20 protein-coding genes and 1 pseudogene are annotated in these 22,030 nt (G+C 61.0%); 12 read left to right on the top strand and 9 right to left on the bottom strand.

Annotation, left to right across the window (positions count from 1 at the left end):
* Positions 1-124, bottom strand: a pseudogene (locus tag FY112_RS38010) (RpiR family transcriptional regulator); the annotation flags it as partial.
* 103 nt (positions 125-227) lie between these two features.
* Here FY112_RS38010 and FY112_RS25430 point away from each other — a divergent pair.
* The 6 genes from FY112_RS25430 (at position 228) to FY112_RS25405 (ending at position 7,856) form a co-directional block, all read left to right on the top strand.
* Positions 228-998 carry an N-formylglutamate amidohydrolase gene (locus tag FY112_RS25430; protein WP_131628527.1) on the top strand — a complete coding sequence of 257 codons (771 nt, stop codon included), beginning with the start codon at positions 228-230 and terminating at the stop codon, positions 996-998.
* A gap of 118 nt (positions 999-1,116) precedes the next feature.
* Positions 1,117-2,673, top strand: a complete 1,557-nt coding sequence (locus FY112_RS25425; protein ID WP_181018280.1) for an amino acid permease — start codon at positions 1,117-1,119, stop codon at positions 2,671-2,673.
* Between the two features lie 145 nt (positions 2,674-2,818).
* Positions 2,819-4,186, top strand: a complete 1,368-nt coding sequence (locus FY112_RS25420) for a glutamine synthetase family protein (RefSeq protein ID WP_131628525.1) — start codon at positions 2,819-2,821, stop codon at positions 4,184-4,186.
* 206 nt (positions 4,187-4,392) lie between these two features.
* Complete coding sequence (locus tag FY112_RS25415; RefSeq protein WP_151519554.1) at positions 4,393-5,778, top strand: aldehyde dehydrogenase family protein; 1,386 nt, start codon at positions 4,393-4,395, stop codon at positions 5,776-5,778.
* Positions 5,775-6,926 (top strand): iron-containing alcohol dehydrogenase, encoded by a 1,152-nt coding sequence (locus FY112_RS25410; protein WP_151519553.1) that lies wholly within the window; start codon positions 5,775-5,777, stop codon positions 6,924-6,926. Before FY112_RS25415 ends, FY112_RS25410 begins: the two co-directional genes overlap by 4 nt.
* Positions 6,927-7,157: 231 nt before the next feature.
* The gene (locus FY112_RS25405; protein WP_151519552.1) at positions 7,158-7,856 is read left to right on the top strand and encodes a ParA family protein; all 699 of its coding nucleotides are present in this window, start codon (positions 7,158-7,160) and stop codon (positions 7,854-7,856) included.
* Between the two features lie 58 nt (positions 7,857-7,914).
* Here FY112_RS25405 and FY112_RS25400 read toward each other — a convergent pair whose 3' ends face one another.
* The 4 genes from FY112_RS25400 to FY112_RS25385 form a co-directional block, all read right to left on the bottom strand.
* Complete coding sequence (locus FY112_RS25400; protein ID WP_131628521.1) at positions 7,915-8,670, bottom strand: ABC transporter ATP-binding protein; 756 nt, start codon at positions 8,668-8,670, stop codon at positions 7,915-7,917.
* A gap of 1 nt (position 8,671) precedes the next feature.
* The gene (locus tag FY112_RS25395; RefSeq protein ID WP_151519551.1) at positions 8,672-9,511 is read right to left on the bottom strand and encodes an ABC transporter permease; all 840 of its coding nucleotides are present in this window, start codon (positions 9,509-9,511) and stop codon (positions 8,672-8,674) included.
* A 19-nt stretch (positions 9,512-9,530) separates the two neighbouring features.
* The gene (locus tag FY112_RS25390; protein WP_151519550.1) at positions 9,531-10,499 is read right to left on the bottom strand and encodes an aliphatic sulfonate ABC transporter substrate-binding protein; all 969 of its coding nucleotides are present in this window, start codon (positions 10,497-10,499) and stop codon (positions 9,531-9,533) included.
* A 178-nt stretch (positions 10,500-10,677) separates the two neighbouring features.
* Positions 10,678-12,078, bottom strand: coding sequence for a L,D-transpeptidase family protein (locus FY112_RS25385; RefSeq protein ID WP_151519549.1), 1,401 nt, complete (start codon positions 12,076-12,078; stop codon positions 10,678-10,680).
* Between the two features lie 358 nt (positions 12,079-12,436).
* Between FY112_RS25385 and FY112_RS25380 the strand changes: the two genes are divergently transcribed.
* The 3 genes from FY112_RS25380 (at position 12,437) to FY112_RS25370 (ending at position 14,104) form a co-directional block, all read left to right on the top strand.
* Positions 12,437-13,276 (top strand): aldose 1-epimerase family protein, encoded by an 840-nt coding sequence (locus tag FY112_RS25380; RefSeq protein WP_017961335.1) that lies wholly within the window; start codon positions 12,437-12,439, stop codon positions 13,274-13,276.
* A 71-nt stretch (positions 13,277-13,347) separates the two neighbouring features.
* Positions 13,348-13,686 (top strand): TIGR01244 family sulfur transferase, encoded by a 339-nt coding sequence (locus FY112_RS25375; protein WP_017961334.1) that lies wholly within the window; start codon positions 13,348-13,350, stop codon positions 13,684-13,686.
* A gap of 73 nt (positions 13,687-13,759) precedes the next feature.
* Positions 13,760-14,104 carry a RidA family protein gene (locus tag FY112_RS25370; RefSeq protein ID WP_025395342.1) on the top strand — a complete coding sequence of 115 codons (345 nt, stop codon included), beginning with the start codon at positions 13,760-13,762 and terminating at the stop codon, positions 14,102-14,104.
* 45 nt (positions 14,105-14,149) lie between these two features.
* On the opposite strand, the gene FY112_RS25365 is transcribed toward FY112_RS25370, so the two are convergent.
* From FY112_RS25365 to FY112_RS25350, 4 genes are all read right to left on the bottom strand, one after another.
* The gene (locus FY112_RS25365) at positions 14,150-15,808 is read right to left on the bottom strand and encodes a thiamine pyrophosphate-binding protein (RefSeq protein ID WP_131623790.1); all 1,659 of its coding nucleotides are present in this window, start codon (positions 15,806-15,808) and stop codon (positions 14,150-14,152) included.
* Positions 15,805-17,007 carry a CaiB/BaiF CoA-transferase family protein gene (locus tag FY112_RS25360; protein WP_131623792.1) on the bottom strand — a complete coding sequence of 401 codons (1,203 nt, stop codon included), beginning with the start codon at positions 17,005-17,007 and terminating at the stop codon, positions 15,805-15,807. The genes FY112_RS25365 and FY112_RS25360 overlap by 4 nt, the downstream gene beginning before the upstream one ends.
* Positions 17,008-17,033: 26 nt before the next feature.
* Entirely contained in the window at positions 17,034-17,990 is a 957-nt protein-coding gene (locus tag FY112_RS25355; protein WP_131623794.1) for a DMT family transporter, read from the bottom strand.
* Positions 17,991-18,054: 64 nt separating this feature from the next.
* Positions 18,055-18,984, bottom strand: coding sequence for an alpha/beta hydrolase (locus tag FY112_RS25350; RefSeq protein ID WP_151519548.1), 930 nt, complete (start codon positions 18,982-18,984; stop codon positions 18,055-18,057).
* A 158-nt stretch (positions 18,985-19,142) separates the two neighbouring features.
* Here FY112_RS25350 and FY112_RS25345 point away from each other — a divergent pair, with 158 nt between their 5' ends.
* From FY112_RS25345 to FY112_RS38005, 3 genes are all read left to right on the top strand, one after another.
* Positions 19,143-19,883 carry a ribonuclease gene (locus FY112_RS25345; protein WP_017961328.1) on the top strand — a complete coding sequence of 247 codons (741 nt, stop codon included), beginning with the start codon at positions 19,143-19,145 and terminating at the stop codon, positions 19,881-19,883.
* A 98-nt stretch (positions 19,884-19,981) separates the two neighbouring features.
* Positions 19,982-21,631: an energy-dependent translational throttle protein EttA gene (ettA, locus tag FY112_RS25340; RefSeq protein ID WP_017961327.1), complete on the top strand. Its 1,650-nt coding sequence runs from the start codon at positions 19,982-19,984 to the stop codon at positions 21,629-21,631.
* Positions 21,632-21,793: 162 nt separating this feature from the next.
* Positions 21,794-22,030 (top strand): metalloregulator ArsR/SmtB family transcription factor (locus FY112_RS38005; RefSeq protein WP_246700741.1); only part of this gene is annotated, 237 nt, incomplete at its 3' end.

Below are 22,030 nucleotides of genomic sequence, written 5' to 3'. Positions count from 1 at the left end.
CCAAATGCGAGTGTATGACGTCCGAAACCGTCTTCGACGCAACTGTCACGTAACTATGCTCCCCGGGATGGTCTGGCGCCACTTTCCCACTCAAAGTTAACAACGCTGTCATAATCCATGTCAACCACTGTCATGAAAAGAAATTTTCAGCCCATGCTTGACACTGACCGAAACCTGAAGAATTCTTTTCTTCATCAAGAATTTGTTAAGGGATAGGAGTGGCGCCTTTGGTGCTGGCCCGGCCGAAAATCCTCAGTGAAGCGGACGGTGACTGCGTCGGGATCGAACGCACCCAAGGCCGAAGCCCGGTGCTTCTGGTCTGCGAGCACGCTTCGAATGCGCTTCCAGCCCTTTTCGGCGATCTCGGCCTGCCCAGCGAAGCGCTCTCCAGTCACATTGCCTGGGATCCAGGCGCGCTTGCGGTCGCCCGCATCCTATCGGAAGCGCTCGACGCGACGCTCGTTTACCAGCGGTTCTCCCGGCTTATCTACGACTGCAACCGGCCGCCCAGTTCACCCGGCGCGATGCCGGAGACCAGCGAGATCTACGCCATTCCCGGCAATAGGGGTTTGAGCCCCGAAGAACGGCTTGCGCGCACCGACGCGCTCTATGTGCCTTTCCACGACGCCATTCGCGGACTGATCCGCGATCGCCGGGCGAGGGGGCAAGACAGCGTCATCGTGACGATGCACAGCTTCACGCCGGTCTATCACGGCCGCGAACGCGCGGTCGAACTCGGCATATTGCATGATGAGGATAGCCGGCTCGCTGACCTGATGCTGAGGGCAGCGGCAGAGGCGCCGCTTTACAGGACGGAACGCAACGAGCCCTACGGACCCGAGGACGGCGTGACCCACACGCTGATCCTGCACGGGCTTTCGAACGGCTTGCGCAATGTGATGATCGAGGTCCGCAACGACCTCATCGCAGACGATAGCGGCCAAGGGGTCATGGCTGACTATCTAAAAGGGCTGCTCCAGCAAAGCTTGGACGCCTGATAAAAAGAAGACCCGAGGGAGCAGTTTATCTGCGGACGTCCGCATGGCGAAAATGCCACGGACAATTGGCACTGAATCGGCCCGCAATCCCGCGGCCGGTCGTGAACAGGGGGAAGTCATGTCGGACTATACCGAACTGGACAAGAAGCAGGATGTGCACATCCTGCATTCCATGGGCTATGCCCAGGAACTCGAACGGCGCATGAGTTCATTTTCGAATTTCGCCGTCTCATTTTCCATCATCTGCATTCTCTCCGGCGGCATCAATTCGCTGGCCCAGGCGACCTCCGGTGCCGGCGGTGCCGCAATCGGCATCGGTTGGCCGCTCGGCTGCTTCATCTCGCTCGTCTTCGCCGTCGCCATGGCGCAGATCAGCTCGGCCTATCCGACGGCCGGCGGTCTCTATCACTGGGGTTCGATCCTCGGCAACCGTTTCACCGGCTGGCTGACCGCCTGGTTCAACCTGCTCGGTCTCGTCACCGTGCTTGGCGCCATCAATGTCGGTACCTACTATTTCTTCATGGGTTCGTTCGGCACGACCTATCTCGGACTGACCGACTCGACGACGGTGCGCATCATCTTCCTCGTGATCATCACCGGCGCGCAGGCGCTCGTGAACCACATGGGCATCGGATTGACCGCGAAGCTGACCGACTTTTCGGGTTATCTCATCTTCGCGACCTCGATCGCGCTGGCGGTCGTCTGCCTCATCGCAGCGCCCTCCTACGAGATCGGTCGCCTCTTTACCTTCGCCAACTATTCCGGCGAAGTCGGCGGCAATGTCTGGCCGACCACCTCCGGTGCCTGGGTCTTCCTTCTCGGCCTGCTGCTGCCAATCTACACCATCACCGGCTATGACGCCTCGGCGCATACATCGGAAGAGACGGTCAAGGCTGCCGAATCGGTCCCGCGCGGCATGGTCGCCTCGGTGCTCTGGTCGGCGCTTTTCGGCTATATCATGCTGTGCGCCTTCGTGCTCATGCTGCCGAACATGGATGATGCGGCAAAACAGGGCTGGAACGTGTTCTTCTGGGCGATGGACAGCCAGGTGAACCCGATCGTCAAGGATATTCTCTATCTTGCCATCCTGGTCAGCCAGTGGCTGTGCGGCCTTGCGACCGTCACCTCGGTCTCGCGCATGATCTTTGCCTTCTCGCGTGACGGCGGCCTGCCGGCGTCGAAGGCACTGTCGAAGGTCAGCCCGCAGTATCGCACACCGGTGGCCGCGATCTGGACCGGCTCGATCCTGTCGGTTCTGTTCGTCTGGGGCTCTTCGCTCGCTACGATCGGTGATACGCCGGTCTATACGATCGTCGTGTCGTGCACAGTCATCTTCCTGTTCTTCTCCTTCGCGATCCCGATCACCCTCGGTCTCTTTGCCTGGGGCACGTCGAAGTGGGACAAGATGGGTCCGTGGAACCTCGGCGAAGGCGCCTTCAAGCTCTTTGCGGTGCTGACTGTCATCGCGATGATCCTGATCTTCATCCTCGGCATCCAGCCACCGAATGAATGGGCGCTCTACATCACCGTCGGTTTCCTGGTGCTGACGGCGATCGTCTGGTTCGGCTTCGAAAGCCGCCGCTTCAAGGGGCCGCCGATCGGTGCCGAAGTGGCAAAGCGCCAGGCCGAGATCGCGGCCGCTGAAGCAGCCGTCGGCGAAAGCGGCGAAAACTAAGCATCGAGGCTTCCCTCTCAAATGGTGGGGCCGCATCTTGCGGCCCCATCACCGGTTCAACGAAAAGGCATCAGGTCGCAACGTCCGGCCGAGAGCATGCGATTTCGTTGCCCCGTTTTTCAATCCTAGTTCAGGCGGATCAATCATGAGCAGCAGCTACACAATCGAAGATCTCAGGAAGGATGTTGCCGAAGGGCGCATCGATACGGTTCTGGCTTGCCAGGTGGATATGCAGGGCCGGCTGATGGGCAAGCGTTTCCAGGCGGAATACTTCGTCGAGAGCGCCTGGAAGGAAACGCACAGCTGCAACTATCTGATTGCTACCGATATGGAGATGGAGACCGTCTCCGGCTACAAGGCGACAAGTTGGGAGAAGGGCTACGGCGACTATACGATGAAGCCGGATCTTGCGACGCTGCGCCGTATTCCTTGGCTCGAAGGCACCGCGCTGGTGCTCTGCGATATGCTTGACCATCATACGCACGAGGAGGTCGCCCACTCGCCGCGCGCGATCCTGAAGAAGCAGGTCAAGCGCCTCGAGGATATGGGCATGAAGGCCTACATGGCCTCCGAGCTCGAATTCTTCCTGTTCGACCAGACCTACGAGGCGGCGCAGGCTTCCGGCTACCGCAACCTCAAGCTCGCCAGCGCCTATAACGAGGACTACCACATCTTCCAGACCACCAAGGAAGAAGAGGTGATGCGGGCGATCCGCACCGGGCTGCAGGGCGCCGGCATTCCGGTCGAGAACTCCAAGGGCGAGGCTTCGGCCGGCCAGGAGGAGATCAACGTGCGCTACGCCGATGCGCTCGCCATGGCCGACCGGCACGCGATCATCAAGAACGGCTGCAAGGAGATCGCCTGGTCGAAGGGCAAAGCCATCACCTTCCTGGCCAAGTGGAATTACAATGCCGCCGGCAGTTCCTCGCATATTCATCAGTCGCTCTGGAGCCTGGAGGAAAAGCCGCTATTCTTCGACCATACCGGCAAATACGGCATGTCGCCGCTGATGCACAATTACGTCGCCGGGCTTCTCGCCCATGCGAGCGAGATCACCTATTTCCTGGCGCCCTACATCAATTCCTACAAGCGTTTCATGGCCGGCACATTCGCGCCGACCAAGGCGATCTGGAGCAAGGACAACCGCACCGCCGGCTACCGGCTCTGCGGCGAGGAGACCAAGGGAATTCGTATCGAGTGCCGCGTCGGCGGCTCCGATCTCAATCCCTATCTCGCCTTCGCCGCGCTGCTCGCCGCCGGCATTGACGGGATCGAAAACAAGCTTGAGCTCGAAGCGCCCTTCGTCGGCGACGCCTATGGCGGCAAGGGCGTTCGCGAGATCCCGCGCACGCTACGCGCGGCGGCGACTGAAATGACGGAATCGGCGATGCTGCGCAAAGCCTTTGGCGACGACGTGATCGACCATTACACCCGCGCTGCCGAATGGGAGCAGGAAGAATACGACCGCCGCATCACCGATTGGGAAGTGGCGCGCGGTTTCGAAAGAGCTTAATAGGCATTTGCGGGCTGCTTGCCCCTCACCCTAACCCTCTCCCCGTAAAAACGGGGAGAGGGGACGTGGCAAACGCAGCGTCGATGTTGGGGAAAGCCGGTGCGGCATATCCCCTTCGCCCCGTTTATGGGGAGAAGGTGCCGGCAGGCGGATGAGGGGCCACGGCCTCACTCAAATTTTGAAGAATACGAGGACAGGAACAGATCATGGCAATGATCCAATGTATTTCACCGGTTGACGGGTCGGTCTATGCCGAGCGCGCAGCCCTTTCTCTCGATGCCGCCAAGGATGTGGTGGCGCGCGCTCGCAAGGCGCAGAAAGCCTGGGCGAAACGGCCGCTCGAAGAGCGTGTGCAACTGGTGCTGAAGGGTGCTGCGCGGCTGAACGAGATGTCCGATGTCGTCGTGCCGGAGCTTGCCTGGCAGATGGGCCGGCCGGTCAAGTATGGCGGCGAATACAAGGGCTTCAACGAGCGTTCCAACTATGTCGCCTCGATCGCGGCGGATGCGATGGCGCCTGTTGTCGTCGAGGAGAGCGATCGTTTCGAGCGGCGCATCGAGCGCGAAGCGCATGGCGTCGTCTTCGTCGTCGCACCATGGAACTATCCCTACATGACGGCGATCAACACGATCGCGCCGGCGCTGATGGCCGGCAATACGGTGGTGCTGAAACATGCCTCGCAGACGCTGCTGGTCGGTGAGCGGCTGGTGCAGGCCTTCACCGAGGCCGGCGTTCCCGAAGATGTGTTCCAGAACGTCTTCCTCGATCACGAAACGACGTCGGCGCTGATTGCCGCCGGCAGCTTCAATTTCGTCAACTTCACCGGATCGGTCGAAGGCGGGCGGTCGATGGAGCGGGCCGCCGCCGGCACATTCACCGGCCTTGGCCTCGAACTCGGCGGCAAGGATCCGGGTTATGTCATGGAGGACGCCGATCTCGAGGCGGCCGTCGACACGCTGATGGACGGCGCGACCTACAATTCCGGCCAGTGCTGCTGCGGCATCGAGCGCATCTACGTGCATGAATCGCTCTATGACGCCTTCGTCGAGAAGTCGGTTGCCTGGGTGTCGAACTACAAGCTCGGTAATCCGCTCGATCCCGATACGTCACTCGGGCCGATGGCGCATAAGCGCTTCGCCAAGGTGGTGCGCGAGCAGATCGCCGATGCGGTTTCGAAGGGCGCCAAAGCGCTTGTCGATCCCAAGCTTTTCCCCCAGGATGACGGCGGCGCCTATCTCGCACCTGAGATTCTCGTCAATGTCGACCACTCCATGGCCTTCATGCGCGAAGAGACTTTCGGTCCGGCAGTCGGCATCATGAAAGTGAAGAGCGACGAGGAGGCACTCGCTTTGATGAACGACAGCCAGTATGGGCTGACGGCCTCGCTCTGGACCAGGGATGCCGAGCGGGCAGGGCCGCTCGGCCGCGAGATCGAAACCGGCACCGTTTTCATGAACCGCGCAGACTATCTCGACCCGGCGCTTTGCTGGACCGGCGTCAAGGAGACCGGCCGCGGCGGCTCGCTGTCGATCATCGGCTTCCACAATCTGACGCGCCCGAAATCCTTCCATCTGAAGAAAGTCACAGCATGAGCAGCAACATCACCGCAAACTGGAGCTATCCGACATCGGTCAAGCTCGGCCGGGGCCGCATCGCGGAACTGGCTGACGCCTGCAAGAGCCTCGGCATCAAGAAGCCGCTGCTCATCACCGACCGCGGCCTTGCCTCGATGGCAATCACCAAGACTGCGCTCGATATTCTCGAAGATGCCGGTCTCGGCCGGGCGATCTTTGCCGATGTCGATCCAAACCCGAACGAGAAGAACCTCGAAGCCGGCGTCAGGGCTTTCAAGGACGGCGGCCATGACGGCGTCGTCGCCTTCGGCGGCGGCTCCGGCCTCGATCTCGGCAAGTGTGTCGCCTTCATGGCCGGCCAGACGCGGCCGGTCTGGGACTTCGAAGATATCGGCGACTGGTGGACGCGTGCGAGCCTCGAGGGCATCGCCCCGATCGTCGCGGTGCCGACAACGGCAGGCACCGGTTCGGAAGTCGGGCGCGCCAGCGTCATCACCAATTCCGAAACGCATGTGAAGAAGATCATCTTCCATCCGAAGTTCCTGCCTGGTGTCGTCATTTCCGATCCGGAACTGACGGTCGGCATGCCGAAGATCATCACGGCCGGCACTGGCATGGATGCCTTCGCCCATTGCCTGGAGGCCTATTCCTCGCCCTTCTATCACCCGATGTCAGCCGGCATCGCGCTCGAAGGCATGCGGCTCGTCAAGGAATTCCTGCCGCGCGCCTATAGGGAAGGCACGGATCTGGAAGCTCGCGCCAATATGATGGCCGCCGCCGCCATGGGCGCGGTCGCCTTCCAGAAGGGGCTCGGCGCCATTCACGCGCTGTCGCACCCGATCGGCGCGGTCTACAACACCCATCACGGCATGACCAACGCGGTGGTGATGCCGGCGGTGCTGCGCTTTAACCGCAAGCCGATCGAGGAGAAGATCGGCCGTGCCGCGGCCTATCTCGGCATTTCGGGCGGTTTCGACGGGTTCTACGATTATGTGCTGAAGCTCCGCTCCGAACTCGGCGTGCCGGAGACGCTGTCGGCGATGGGAATCGCCGCCGACCGCATCGACGAATTGTCAGCGATGGCGATCGAAGATCCGAGCGCCGGCGGCAACCCGGTTGCAATGACACTCGAAAATACCAAGGCCCTTTTCAGGGATTGCTTCTGACAACATAAGAGCGGACCTATAGACTGGCCTGGAAAACCTCGGTTTTCCGGGCTTTTTTCGTTGCCGCGATATCCCTAGTTTTAGGGATGTGAAAAATACCGGCTGCAATTTCGCCGCGCGTGTTTCGAATTTGTTAACCATGATTAGAAAGAATGAATTAACCGCACAATGCTCCGAGGGTGCGTAAAAGAGCGATTCCAGCTCGCACCATTTTCCTTCCGAGGACCGAACATGCCTGTCATCACATTCGCAAATACCAAGGGCGGCGCCGGCAAAACGACCGCTGTTCTGCTGCTCGCGACCGAGCTTGCCCGCAAAGGTTATCGCGTCACCATTCTCGACGCCGACCCGCAGCACTGGATTTCGCGCTGGCACGAAATATCAGGCCATGTGCCCAATGTTTCGGTGATCGATTTCGTCACAACTGCGTCGCTGCCGCTGCATATCAGCGAGAACAAGCACAATACCGACTATTTCATCGTCGACCTGCCGGGTGCGCGCAATCCGCTGCTTGCCACCGCCGTCGGCCTTTCCGACCATGTGCTGATCCCGATCCAGGGCTGTGCGATGGATGCGCGTGGTGGCGCGCAGGTGCTCGAACTGCTACAGTATCTGGATGAGAAGGCCGGGATCAAGATCGGCCATTCGGTGGTGCTCACCCGCGTCAACTCGATGGTGACGACGCGGGCGCTGCAAGTCGTCAAGTCGCTGCTCAGCGAGCGGCATGTGCCGGTGCTCGATACGGCTATCATCGAACGCTCCGCCTTCCGCGACATCTTCGACTGTGGCGGCACGCTGCACACGATCGATCCCACACGCGTCAGCAACCTCGACAAGGCCCGGGAAAACGCCACCTGTTTTGCCGAAGAAATAATGCGCAAGCTGCCGGTCAGGCTGACGGCATCCGCCTGCATGGCGACGGCAGCCTGACAGTTCCCACATCCTCGAACGAAGTGCGTCCGGTTCGCTCCGCGACGCATTTCGTTTTTCAGGCGCTTGCCGTGCGGCTGCCATCATTGAGAGAATGAGCCAGAAGGTCAGAAAGACGCCTTTTGATTTCGGCCAATTCGTCCGACATGCGATTGCGTTGTCGCGGCAGGCCTATATCGATCACCTCTAGAATGCGTCCCGGCCAGGGGCGCATCACGACGACGCGATCCGCCAAAAAGGCTGCTTCTTCGATATCGTGCGTGACGAGCAGCATCGTCGTGGCATTCACGCGCCATAGATCGATCAGATGATCCTGGAGTTCGACACGCGTCATCGCATCGAGTGCGGAGAAGGGCTCGTCCAATAGGAGAACGGCCGGCTTCGTCACGAGTGCTCGCGCCAAGGCCACGCGTTGCGCCTGCCCGCCGGACAGCTCCTTTATCCAGCGCTTCTCGTACCCGCGAAGGCCAATCTTCTCCAAGGCCGCCGATACCTGCTCATCCCGTTCGCTGCTTGCCAGATGGCGCAGGCCGAAACCGATATTGTCCGCGACTGTCAGCCATGGAAAGAGCCGGGGCTCCTGGAAGACGATATTCACGAGCCAGTCCGGCTCTGTCAGCAGCCGTCCCTCCAAGCTGATTTCGCCTTGTGTAGGGGCTTCGAGGCCCGACAACAGTCTCAGAAGGGTGCTCTTGCCGCAACCCGATCCTCCGATGACCGCGACCAACTCTCCCTTGCCGATACTGAGGCAGAAGTCTTGCAGAGCATGTGTTCCGTTGGGATAGATCTTGGATAGGGAGCGGATGTCAAGCATGTCAGATCGCGTTCGCATGGGTGTCGCGCCAGCGCAGGAACGGCACGCTCGCAATTAGAAGCAGGCTATCGGTCGCCTTGCCGACAACGGCAAAGATCAAAATAGCCGCCAGGATCTGATCCGGCTTTCCGAGTTGCTGACCATCCACCAGAAGATATCCCAGGCCTTCGGATGCGCCCATGAATTCTGCCGCAACGACGAACATCCAACCGAGGCCCAGGCCTGCGCGCAGGGCAAGGATAAAGTCCGGAAGGACCGCCGGCAGCAGGATCAGACGAATGAGCTCGAAGCCCGAAAGTCGAAAGACGCGACCGACCTCTACGATGCGCCTGTCGACGCCCACGACGGCGCCATAGACTCCTAGATAGACCGGGAAGAAGACGCCAACGGCAATCAGGGCGACTTTGGAGGCTTCGAAAATACCGAACCACAGGATGAACAGAGGCACCCAGGCAATAGAGGGAATGGCTCTCAGAGCCTGCAGGGTCGGATCCAGCAGACGTGCAAGCGGTTTGGAGTACCCGGTCAGCGCCCCAAGAGCGGTCCCCGTCAGGGACCCGAAGGCGAAGCCGATCGCCACTCTGCGCAACGTCGCGCTGACATGCGTTGCCAGATCGCCGGAGGCCGCCAGCGCATAGACTGTATAGAGAATTTTCGAGGGCGGGGGCATCAAACGGCCTCCGACTATTCCCGCACGAACGAGGATTTCCCAGGCGGCAAACAACGCAACCGGAAACACGATTCCGACAATCGGGCGATCGAAAGGCGAAACCCGGCGCTGCCGGGTCTCCCTTCCTGTTTCCGCATTGTGCCATGACAGCGCGATGTGCACCAATGACATGGGAACGCTCTTTCTATCTTCACTGGCCGAGAGCGGCCGAGGCGTAGCTGGGATCGACCAGCGCCGATACGGTCTTGACGACATCGACATCCGCCTTGATGACGTCGGCCTTTTGCAAAGCGAGACCGGCTGCTTCGATCGTCTCGCGCTGTGCATCGCCGATTACGGAATAGGTGAGGTTCGTGCGCTCCAGCTGGCGCCCTATCACCGTGTCGGGCAGCTTGGTGGCTGCAACGAGGGCGGCTTTGAGATTGGTCGGATCTTTCAGAGCTTCAATGCGCGCCTTCTCGTAGGAAGCAAGCACGCGTTTGACGAGATCAGGATGCGCGCTAGCAAACTCTTCGCGCACGTTAAGCACGCCCCAGCTGTTGTTTTCCGGCTTGCGATAGAACAGCACATCGCCATCTTCAATCTCGGCGGAGGCCATGATCGGATCGAGGCCGGCCCAAGCGTCGACGTCGCCCCGCTTCAGCGCAAGGCGGCCGTCCGCGTGCTGTAACAGAACAAGCGAAACGTCCTTTTCAGTCAGACCTGCATCGGCGAGGGCGCGCACCAGGAAAATGTGCGGGTCGGTGCCGCGCGTCACGGCGATGGATTTGCCCTTGAGGTCTTGGACCTTGGCGATGCCGGTATCCTTGCGTGTTACGAGCGCAGTCCATTCCGGACGCGAATACACATAGATGGATTTGATCGGGTTGCCGTTGACGCGGCCGATCAAAGCAGCCGCACCCGCCGTCGAGCCAAAATCGAGGGAGCCGGCATTCAGGAATTCCAGGGCTTTGTTGGAGCCTGCGGACTGGACCCAGGTTATCTTGATCCCATCCTTTTCAAATTCCTTTTCCAGGATGCCTTCATCCTTCAGAATGAGGCTGACCGGGTTGTAGGTTGCCCAGTCCACGCGAATTTCCGAGACATCAGCAGCCTGCGCCGTGCCGGCTGCAACCAAACCCGCCAAAACGCTTAAAGCCAATCGAACAAGCGATTTCATACGACCTCCAAATGTTAGGAAGTGAAATCTACAGATTTAATAGCTTTTGGCGTGCTTTCGAGTTCCAAACTTTGGTACGGAAGAGCAATTTTGAACTGCCATCGCGGGCCGGGCCCGCCGCGTGACACTGTTGTCTGTTCGCATTGCGGTCATTCCGCCTGAAGACGCGAGGGTATGTTCAGTCGACGAATTCGACCGTCACTCCCGGCTTGACCATCTTGGCAAGCTCGGTGGCATCCCAGTTGGTCAGCCGGATGCAGCCATGGCTCTGAGTGCGGCCGATCTTCGAGGGCTCGGGGGTGCCATGGATGCCGTAGGTCGGCCTGGAAAGCGCCATCCAGACGGTGCCGACGGGACCGTTCGGGCCGGGCGGAATGTTGAGGATCTTGTCATTGGCGCCCTGCTGGAAATTGATCTTCGGATTGTAGGTGTAGCCGGGATTGAAGGCGACGCGCTCGACGTTGACCGTGCCTGACGGAGAGGGGGTATCGGTGGAGCCGATTGACGCCGGATAGGCAGCGAGGAGATTGCCGGCGCCGTCATAAGCGAAGACCTGCTTGCGGCCCTTGTCGGCGATGATGCGGGCGACCGCGCCGCTCTTCGGCTCGCCCGGATTGACGACCTTGATGACGGTGCCGGGAACGGTGAAGTCAGCGCCGGGGTTCATCTCCTTAAGGAAAGCCTCATCCATATGGAAACGCTCGGCCAGCATCTCGGTGGTCGAGGTGTAAGCCAGCGACGGCAACAGCGCCTTATGCGAATAGTCTTCCGGAATCTCGGCGACGAAGGGGCCGGCCGCATCGGCAGGCGTGATTGTATAGCTGACGACGGGCAACCCGCCGGTCATGCGCAGCTCTTCCAGAATGGCGTCGGTGTTGTTCGGGTCGAGCTTCGAGCCGGTCATCTGATCGTAGGCTAAGATCGCTTTCGTGACGTTCGAACCCATATGGCCGTCGATGACGCCGGGGGAGGCGCCGGCGCGGTCGAGGAAGACCTGCAAAGCGACGATCTCCGGCTTCGATTTGTTGTTCAGCGTGATGACAGGTTCATCGGGTGCGGCCTTCGGCTGATCGGCGGGCGGGATCTGCTGGTCGGGATCGATCGAGGCATAATCGTCGCCGGGCTGCGGATTGCCGATGCTGTTGTCCTCGGGATAGGGCTGGTCACCGAGCGGCTGGCGCTCGATCGCGGCATCTCGCGGGATGCCGCCGGTGACAGCGCCGCGCTCGGAATAACGCGTATCGCCATAGGGATTGTTGTCGGAATAATAGGGGTCGTTGCCGTACTGGTCGTTATAGACCTCGCGCGGGCCGGGCCGCGGAGGATAGTAGCCGCGGGCGCGCATCTCGGTGGCGACGACGTTGCCATAGTCGTCGATCAAGACGCGATTGCCGCTACGGTCGCGGGCGTAGATATAGCCGGCTGGAACATAGTCGAGGATTTCACCGCTCGGCGTCACAAGCACGATATCGCTCTGGCGGCGATCGCGGAACTGCTGCGCGCTTGCCTGCGGCGCTGTAGCCGCAAGAGCAGCCAGGACGGCCGCGAGACAAAATGCCGACTTCAAAAAGCGATCCACGTATCATACCTCGATCAGTGACTGGCAGACACACACCTGCGAATTTTGACGCTAGTGTGGAATTTATGAAAGCGTGCTGAACAAAATATGAAAATCACTAAGATTTCCTTTTACTCATAAACGTTTGCGTCCTTGTGTCAGTTCCGCAAACTTCACGGTTGCTGCAAAAACGCAAGATGCGGGCGACGCCGATTGACGAATGGCCGCGCGAAACCTAACGCTAGCGCATCATGCTTTCCAAAAAGCGAAATCGATTTACGGAAAGCATGATGCGCGGATTCAAAGTGTTAGAGCGTCGCTTGTGGCGTCCGGAAGGACGCACGGCGCTAAAGAGCCGATAATCCCTGAGGAGACCGTGATGATCGAATTTGCCGCCGCAAGCGGGCCGCGCCTGATGCTGGACGAAACATCGGTGCTGGATATCGGCGGATGCATCGTCGAAGGCGTCGACATCGCGCCGAAACGCGCCATTCCCGATGACGGCGACCCGCGAATCGATCACTCGCTCGAGGGCTTCCTGTTCACCTGCGGGCCGGACCATATCCGCCACCGCCAGCCGATCCCCGGCCGGGACGACGGCAAGGTCTATCCGCTGCACGGATCGGCCTCCGGTCATGCGGCAAAGGTGCTGTGGACGAAGTTCGAGAACGGCAATGCCGAATGCCGTGCCGATATCGACATTGTGACCGTCGAGGGACTGCCGCAGCGCATCGAGCGGCTGTGGCGGATCGATGGGGCGACCGGCGAGGTGCGGCTCGAGGACCGGGTCGTCAATACGAGCGACCGAACGGTGCCGACCTTCCTGATGTACCACATGAACACCGGCGGCAAATGGCTGGACGACGGCACACGGCTCGAAGGCCGGATGCTGGAAAATGGCGGGTTCCCCTGGGCCTTCGGCGAGGAGCCCGGCGGCATCTTCTGCGTCGCGGCGCCGGCGACGGAGGAGGGTTTCGCGGAGGTCCGCCTCGGACCGATCGCCGCAATCGGCGGCAGGACGCTGCGCGTGCGCTTTCGCACCGATACGCTGTCCTATCTGCAGGTCTGGCGGAACCAGAAGGCGCCGGCCCATATCATCGGCATCGAGCCGGTTTCGCATCGCTGGATATCGCGTGACGAGCTTGAGGCAGCCGGTGAATTCAAAATGCTGGCGCCTGGCGAGAGCCGCCGCTATGCGCTGACCTTTGCCTTCCTGTGAGCGAAGTGTTGTTGACGCTGGCAGACCTCCGTCGTAGACCTTCAGCCCAAGATTTTTGAGGAGACAAGACGATGGATATTCGCCAGATCGACGATGAATATTCGGTTTCGGGCCAGATCACGCTTGAGGAGCTCGACGAGATCAAGGCGTTGGGCTTCAAATCGATCGTCTGCCACCGTCCCGACCACGAAAGTCCCGATCAGACGTCGTTCTCCGTCATCGAGGCGCGCGCGAGGGAGCTCGGTCTCGAAATTGCCCATGTGCCTGTTGGGCCGATGGGCGTGACCGAGGAAGCCGTGCAGGGCATGGTCGACGCGCTCGACGAATTTCCGCGGCCGATGCTTGGCTATTGCCGTTCCGGCGCACGCTCGACGGCGATCTACCAGAAGACCCACCACATCCGCAATTGAGCCCCGTTTCAGGTGCAAATTTTCCGGCGCTGAACCTCAGCGCCGCCACCTTCCATTCACTCAGGAGACTATGATGAGCATCAAGCGTATCGACGTCGGCGCGCGCATGAGCGGCGCCGTCATCCACGGCAATACAGTCTATCTCGCAGGCCAAGTCGGCGAGGGCGAAAGCGTCACCGATCAGTGCAAGTCCTCGCTTGCCGAAGTCGATCGCCTGCTGGCTGCATCCGGCAGCAGCAAGTCGAAGATCCTGCAGACGATCATCTACCTCGCCGACATCGCCGATTTCGCCGAGATGAACGCCGTCTGGGAAGGCTGGATCGATCCGGCCAATCCGCCGGCCCGCGCCACCAGCGAAGCCAAGCTCGCAGCGCCCAAATACAAGGTCGAGTTCATCGTCACGGCCGCACTCGACTAAGTCGCACCATTCCGATTACCTGAAGCCGGTGCGCACTGCGCGTGCTCACCGGCTTTTTGTTTGCGCGATTTCGGAGAGCGTGCGCGTCGGCGTGATCGCTTCGGGATCGAGTTTGACTTCGATGATCGCGGGTTTGCCACTTTCGCGCGCCCGCTCGAACGCCAGGGCGAAATCCTCGGTCTTTTCCACTGTCTCGCCGTGGCCGCCATAGGCGCGGGCAAGAGCCGCGAAGTCGGGATTGGTCAAATCGGTGCTGCTGACGCGGCCGGGATACTCGCGCTCCTGATGCATGCGGATCGTGCCGTAGATGCCGTTGTTGACGACGACTGCGATGATCGGCAGGCCGTAGCGGATGGCGGTGGCGAATTCCTGGCCGTGCATCAGGAAGCAGCCGTCGCCCGCAAAGCAGATAACCTCGCGTTCGGGAAAGAGCCGCTTGGCGGCCACCGCCGCCGGCAGGCCGTAACCCATCGAGCCGGAAGTGGGGGCGGCTTGGGTGTTGAAGCGGCGGAAACGATGAAAGCGGTGCACCCAGGTGGCGTAGTTGCCCGCACCATTGGTGAAGATCGTCTGCGGTGCGGTATTGGCCTCCAGCCATTCCATGATCGGCCCCATATGGACGGCGCCCGGACCTGTCGATGGTGGCGTCGACCAGGCGAGATAGGCCTGGTGCAGGCGGGCGGTGCGCTCGGTCCAATGCGGTTCGGCCGGCGCTTCCAGATCGGCGAGGGCGGCCACGAAATCGGCAGGTGCTGCGCAGATGGCAAGATCCGGACGGTAGATGCGGCCGAGCTCGGAAGGGTCGGGATAGATATGCACCAGCGATTGCTGGGGGTAGGGGATGTCGATCAGCGTATAGGACGAGGACGGCATTTCCGACATGCGGCTGCCGAGGAGGATCAGCAGGTCGCTCTCCTTGATCTCCTTTGCCAGCGCCGGATTGATGCCGATACCGACATCGCCAGCATAGCAGGGATGGAGATGATCGAACAGCATCTGCCGGCGGAAGGAGCAGCCGACGGGCAACTGGAAACGCTCGGCGAAGCTCTGAAAATCGGCGACGGCATCGGTATCCCAGCGCGTGCCGCCAAGGATTACAATCGGTCGCTCGGCTTTCAGCAGACGGAGATAAAAATCGTCGATCTGGCGGCGGCCGGGATGGGCCTCGACGTTGGCATAGTGCCGGGCGCGGGGGGCCTCGACCTCATCGCGCAGCATGTCCTCCGGCAGTGTCAGCACGACAGGACCGGGCCGGCCGGAGGTTGCGACCGCAAAGGCGCGGGTGACGAACTCGGGAATACGGGCGGCATCGTCGATCTCGCCCACCCATTTGGCGAATTCGGTGAAGGCGCGGCGGAACTCGACCTCCTGGAAGGCTTCGCGCTCGCGTGCTTCGCGCTGCACCTGGCCGATGAACAGGATCATCGGGATCGAGTCCTGCTTGGCGATATGCAGGCCGGCGGAGGCGTTGGTGGCGCCGGGGCCACGGGTCACCATGCAAATGCCGGGTTCGCCGGTCAGCCGGCCCCAGCAATCCGCCATCATCGCCGCTCCGCCCTCCTGGCGGCAGACGAGGACGTCGATATCGCTGTCGCGCAACGCGTCGAGGACTGCGAGGAAGCTCTCGCCGGGCACGCAGGAGAGACGCTTGACGCCGTTCGCCTTCAGCGCCTCGACGATCAGTTCTCCGCCGGTCTTCTTCATGACGATGCCTTCCTCTCGCGCTCGGCGAGTTCCGCCAGAATTTCTGCCTGGTGTTCGCCGAGACGCGGGCTCGGCCTGATATAACGCAGCGGCGTCTCCGACAGCACCACAGGCGTCCTGACACCGGGGATTACCGTTCCGGCGGCATCCGCAAGGTCGATGCGCAGACCGCGGGCCTGCACCTGCGGATGGGCGAACATTTCCTCGATCGTGTTGATTGCGCCTGATGGAACCGCGTTCTCTTCACAGGCCTTCAGCAGATCTGCCTTCGGCCATTTCAGCGTTTCGGTGGAGACGAGGCGGCGCACTTCGCCGCGATTGCCGACGCGGGCCTTGTTGGTGGCGAAACGCTCGTCGACGGCGATGGCCTCCAGGCCGAGGATGGTGCAGAGGCGGCGGAACTGGCCATCGTTTCCAACCGCGAGAATGAGGTACCCGTCCGCCGTCGGCACGACCTCATAGGGCGAGATATTGGGGTGGGCGTTGCCGAGGCGGGTCGGCGCCTCGCCGGAGACAAGGTAATTCATGTTCTGATTGGCCAGCACGGCCGATTGCACGTCGAGCAGAGCCATGTCGACTAACTGGCCTTCACCGGTCTTCAGGGCATGGATCAGAGCGGCTTCGATCGCCGAGACTGCATAGATGCCGGTGAAGATATCGGCGATGGCAACACCTGCCTTCATCGGCTGGCCGTCCGGCTCCCCGGTAATCGACATGAAGCCGGACATGCCCTGGACGATGTAATCGTAGCCGGCGAGGCTGGCATAAGGGCCGTTCTGGCCGAAGCCGGTGATCGAGCAATAGACGAGCTTCGGGTTGACCTTGCGCAGGCTGTCATAATCGAGCCCGTATTTGACGAGGCCGCCGAGCTTGAAATTCTCGATGACCACATCGGCGGTGGAGACGAGGCGCCGGACGAGATCCTGACCTTCGGCGCTCTTCAGGTCGGCTGTGACGGAGCGCTTGCCGCGATTGGCGGCGTGGTAATAGGCAGCTGAGAGATTCTCGCCGTCGGCGCCCTCGACGAATGGTGGTCCCCATTGGCGCGTATCGTCGCCGCCGTCGGGATTTTCGACCTTGATAACGTCGGCACCGAGATCGGCAAGCATCTGTCCCGCCCAAGGGCCGGCGAGCACACGGGCAAGCTCGATCACCCGGATGCCTGCCAGCGGCGGTTTTTTCGTCACGGTCTCGGTCATGTTCCTCCGGGCTCTCATTCTTGGATCTAGGGCGCCAGCGTCGCCTCTGATGTACCGGATACCGGTTTCGATGCAAAGCGGCGCTCGCGCCAGACAATGTAGAAGCCCGACGCCATGATAATCATGATGCCGAGCCATTTGATCGCATCCGGAAAGTCGCCAAAGACCAGCCAGGCGAAGATCGTCGCCGAGACGATCTCGAAATATTGCAGCGGTGCGAGCGTCGAGGCTGGTGCTGCGCGATAGGCATAGACGCCGAGGATGCCCGATATCGCGGCCATGGCGCCAACGCCGGCGACATAGAACCAGGCGCGGCCATCCGGCATGACCGGATCGAAGAGATCGGAGCCGGTTCCCTGGCCCAGGAAAAGCAGGATGGCGCAGAAGAGCAGGCCCCAGATGCTCATCTGCAACTGCATCGCCCAAGGGTCTTCCCTGTGCGAGAGGACGCGGGTCATCAGCACGAAGATGGCGATGCAGAGCGCGCTGACGACAGGCAGAAGCGCGATGTAGCCGACTTCTTCGAAACTCGGCTGAATGATCAGCATCGCCCCGAAGAAGCCGACGCCGCAGGCGCTATAGCGCCGCCAGCCGATCGTCTCCTTCAGGAAAATGCTGCCGAGGATCGTCAGAATGATGGGCTCGACAAAGAAGATCGCAATCGCGTCGGCGACCGCCATGTATTTCAGCGTGGTGACGAAGGAGATCATCGAGACGGTGATGATCGCGCCGCGGATGGCATGGAACAGGTTCTGGCGCCAGGAAAAATCGGCGAAGCTGCGCCGCCATATCACAATCGGCAGCATGCAGACCGCCTGCACGGCGAAGCGGCCGGCAGTGATCTCCGCAGACGGGACGGTGACGATGGCAAGCTTGGCGAAAATATCGATGAGCGGCGAGAACATCACCGAAATAAACATCAGCACAAGCCCCATCGTCACGTCGGAGGCGGACGAAACGGGGCGGGCGGAGGTGCTGTTCATGATGAAATCCCTGTACTCAGGATATTGGTCACTCAGGATATTGGTCACTCAGGATATTGGTCGCTCAGGATTTTGCGGCGGCCCCGTCGCACCAATCGGCGAAGGCTGTGATCGCCGCATCCGCGCCAAGCTCATTCAGTGTTTCGTGCCGCATGTCCTGATATATCTCAGTGCTGATACGGGAGAAGCCTTGACCTTTCAAATGGTTTGACAGCCAGAGCACGGCTTTTCCACGCTCGGTCGCCGGGTCTTCTCCGCCGCCGACGAGATGGATCGGCATGTCCCGCGGCAGCCGGTCGAGGTGGATTTTCTGTAGCGCGCGGAAGGTCAGTTCGAAGAGATCGAGCCATAGAGAGACCGAGGCGTCGAAGCCGCAGAGCGGATCGGCGGCATATTTGTCGACTTCATCAGGAAGACGCGACAGCCAGTCGAACTCGGTGCGGCGGCTAGGAATGGATTTGCCCCAAGCGCCGAAGGTGAGCTTCGGCAGCAAACCGCTTGGCACGTCGGAGCCCTTCAGCATGCGCTCGGCAAGCAGGACCGCCTGGGCGGCGCGGCCGGCAAGGCCGACGGCGAAATTCGAATTCCAGACGGCGACGGCATCGAAGTCCGCCGGAGCCGTGACGGCAGCGTTGAGCGCGATGAGGCCGCCCATCGAATGGCCGAAAAGGATCACTGGCAGACCGGGATGGCGGGAGGACGCATGGCTGCGCATGGCGATGACGTCGCCGATCACCCTTTCGATACCACCGCGCCGGGCGAAACGGCCGACCGGTGCATCGGGTGCTGTCGTCTCGCCGTGGCCGCGGTGATCATGGGCGTAGACGTGATAGCCGCGCGCCGCCATCGTCTCGGCAAAGACGCCGTATCGTTTCGAATGTTCGGCCAAGCCATGCGATATCAACAGGATGCCGCGTGGAGGGGTGATGGCCTCAGCATGGTGATAGGCCAGCGACGCCCCTGGCACGGCGAGCCTTTGCGTTTCAGAAAACATGTGGGTCCTCCCGGCGACAACAGACCAGATCGCCGGGTAATTGCAACATCGGCATTTGATTATCTGATAACAATTTGCGCCCTTGTTGCGATTCAGGGTTGCGGCCTTTTGATTTTGGTGCTTATTTGTTCCTGTATTGTTCTTTTTTGGGGGTTGAAATGAGCAGCATGCAGTTGCGTACCTTGACGTTCGCCGTGTCGATGATTGTTGCCGGTGCCGCCGTGGCGCAGGAGGCTGGCGGACGTACCCGCTTCATTCTAGCGGCGAGCTGGCAGCCGGCCTTTTGCCAGACGAACCAGAAGAAGGCCGAGTGTGCGAGCCAGACCGGCGAGCGCCCCGACGCGACGAACTTTTCGTTGCACGGACTTTGGCCGATGCGGCAGGATTACTGCGGCGTAAGCGCCGAGCAGAAGGCCGCCGACAAGGATGGCGACTGGAACAAGCTGCCGGAGGTCACGCTTGCGGCCGAGACGAAGACGGCGCTCGCAAAGGCGATGCCCGGCACGCAATCCGGCCTGGAACGGCATGAATGGGTGAAGCATGGCACCTGCACGAAGATGAGCGCCGACGACTATTTCGGCGTCGGCATGCATCTCGTGGGCGCACTCAACGCGTCGGCCGTGCGCGATCTCTTCGCTGCCAATATCGGCAAGCCGGTCAAGGCCGACGCGATCAAGGCGGCTTTCGACAAGAGCTTCGGGCCGGGTGCCGGCGACCGCGTCAAGATGAGCTGCCGGCGGGCCGGCAATGTCAGGATGATCAGCGAACTGACGATCGGGCTTTCGGAAGCCGCCGGGGCGGCATCGGCGAAAAGTGCCGGCCTTGCCGATCTGATCCAGGGTGCTGGAAAAACGTCGTTCGGTTGTGACGAGGGCGTCGTCGACGCTGCGGGCTTTTGACCGGAAATCCTGAGTAAACCGGGTTTCGGCGTTGCCCGCAGGCGCTGTTTCGCCTACATAGCGGCACAATCGAAGTTTCCCGCCCGGAGCAGCGCAGCATGGCACGTCAGTTCATCTATCATATGTCCGGCCTCAACAAGGCCTATGGCAACAAGAAGATCCTGGAGAATATCCACCTTTCGTTCTACCCGGATGCCAAGATCGGTATCCTTGGTCCGAACGGCGCGGGTAAATCCACCGTGCTGCGCATCATCGCAGGTCAGGACAAGGAGTACACCGGCGAAGCTTGGCTCGCCGAAGGTGCGACGGTCGGCTATCTGGAGCAGGAGCCGCATCTCGATCCCAACAAGACGGTGTTCGAGAATGTCATGGAAGGCGTTGCCTCGAAGACGGCTGTCCTCGACCGCTACAATGAATTGATGATGAACTATTCCGACGAGACGGCGGAAGAGGGCGCCAAGCTTCAGGACGTCATCGACAGCCAGAACCTCTGGGATCTGGAAAGCCAGGTCGAGATGGCGATGGAAGCCTTGCGCTGCCCGCCGCGCGACGCCGAAGTCACCAGCCTTTCCGGTGGTGAGCGCCGCCGTGTCGCGCTCTGCCGCCTGCTGCTTTCGCAGCCGGATCTGCTGCTGCTCGACGAACCGACCAACCATCTGGACGCCGAAACCATTGCCTGGCTCGAAAAGCATCTGCGCGACTATCCGGGCGCCGTGATGATGATTACCCACGATCGCTACTTCCTGGACAACGTCACCGGATGGATCCTCGAACTGGACCGCGGCCGTGGCATTCCTTACGAAGGGAACTATTCGGCCTACCTGCAGGCGAAAGCCAAGCGCATGCTGCAGGAAAGCCGCGAAGACGCATCGCGCCAGAAGGCGATCAGCCGCGAACAGGAGTGGATCGCTTCCAGCCCGAAGGCCCGTCAGGCCAAATCCAAGGCGCGTATCAAGTCCTACGAGCAGCTGGTGGATGCCGCCGAAAAGCAGCGTCCCGGCGACGCGCAGATCATCATCCCGGTCAGCGAGCGCCTCGGTCAGGTGGTCATCGAGATGGACGGCATCACCAAGGGCTTCGAGGGCCGCACGCTGATCAACGACCTGTCGATCAAGCTGCCGCCGGGCGGCATCGTCGGCATCATCGGCCCGAACGGCGCCGGCAAGACGACGCTATTCAGGATGATCACCGGCCAGGAAACGCCGGATAGCGGGTCGATCCGCATCGGCGAGACTGTGCATCTCGGTTATGTCGACCAGAGCCGTGACACCCTTGCGGCTGACAAGACGGTCTGGGAGGAAATCTCCGGCGGCGCCGAAATCATCAAGCTCGGCAAGTTCGACATGAACTCCCGTGCCTATTGCGGCGCCTTCAACTTCAAGGGCGGCGACCAGCAGCAGAAGGTCGGCAATCTCTCCGGTGGTCAGCGCAACCGTGTTCACCTTGCCAAGATGCTGAAGGCCGGCGGCAACGTTCTGCTGCTCGACGAACCGACCAACGACCTCGATACGGAAACGCTGGGTGCCTTGGAAAACGCGCTGGAAAACTTCGCCGGCTGCGCCATCATCATCAGCCACGATCGCATGTTCCTCGACCGTCTGGCGACGCATATCCTCGCTTTCGAAGGCGACGGCCACGTCGAATGGTTTGAAGGCAACTTCGAGGATTATGAACAGGACAAGGTTCGCCGTCTCGGCCCCGACGCCCTCAACCCGGGCAGCCAGGCTCACAAGCGCCTGACACGCTGATTTCACTCATTTTTGCTTGCGGAAGCCCCGGTTCGGCCGGGGCTTTTTCATGTCGCGCCTTGTCGCAATCTGAGCAGCCAATTTCGCGGAGAGTGCGAATTCCCGCTTGCCACCGCTTTTCAATTCACATAAAGATATCTTTATATCTTGATTGGATCGAAGATGAGCGAACCCTTGAAGCTTGGACTGGATGCGCTGGTGGACGTCTTGAAGGCGGCCGGCGAGCCCACGCGCCTGCGTCTTCTGGCGCTTCTTGACGGCGGCGACCTGACGGTGACCGATCTTACCGAAATCCTCGGCCAATCCCAACCGCGCATCTCCCGCCACCTGAAGCTGCTTGGCGAGGCCGAACTGATCGAACGCTACCAGGAAGGGGCCTGGGCCTATTTCCGCCTCAAG

The organism is Rhizobium sp. PEPV16 (assembly GCF_008919455.1).
Taxonomy (GTDB): Bacteria; Pseudomonadota; Alphaproteobacteria; order Rhizobiales; family Rhizobiaceae; genus Rhizobium; species Rhizobium leguminosarum_Q.
The sequence above is the reverse complement of the archived record's forward strand: the minus strand, read 5'-3'. Positions and strand labels throughout refer to the sequence as shown.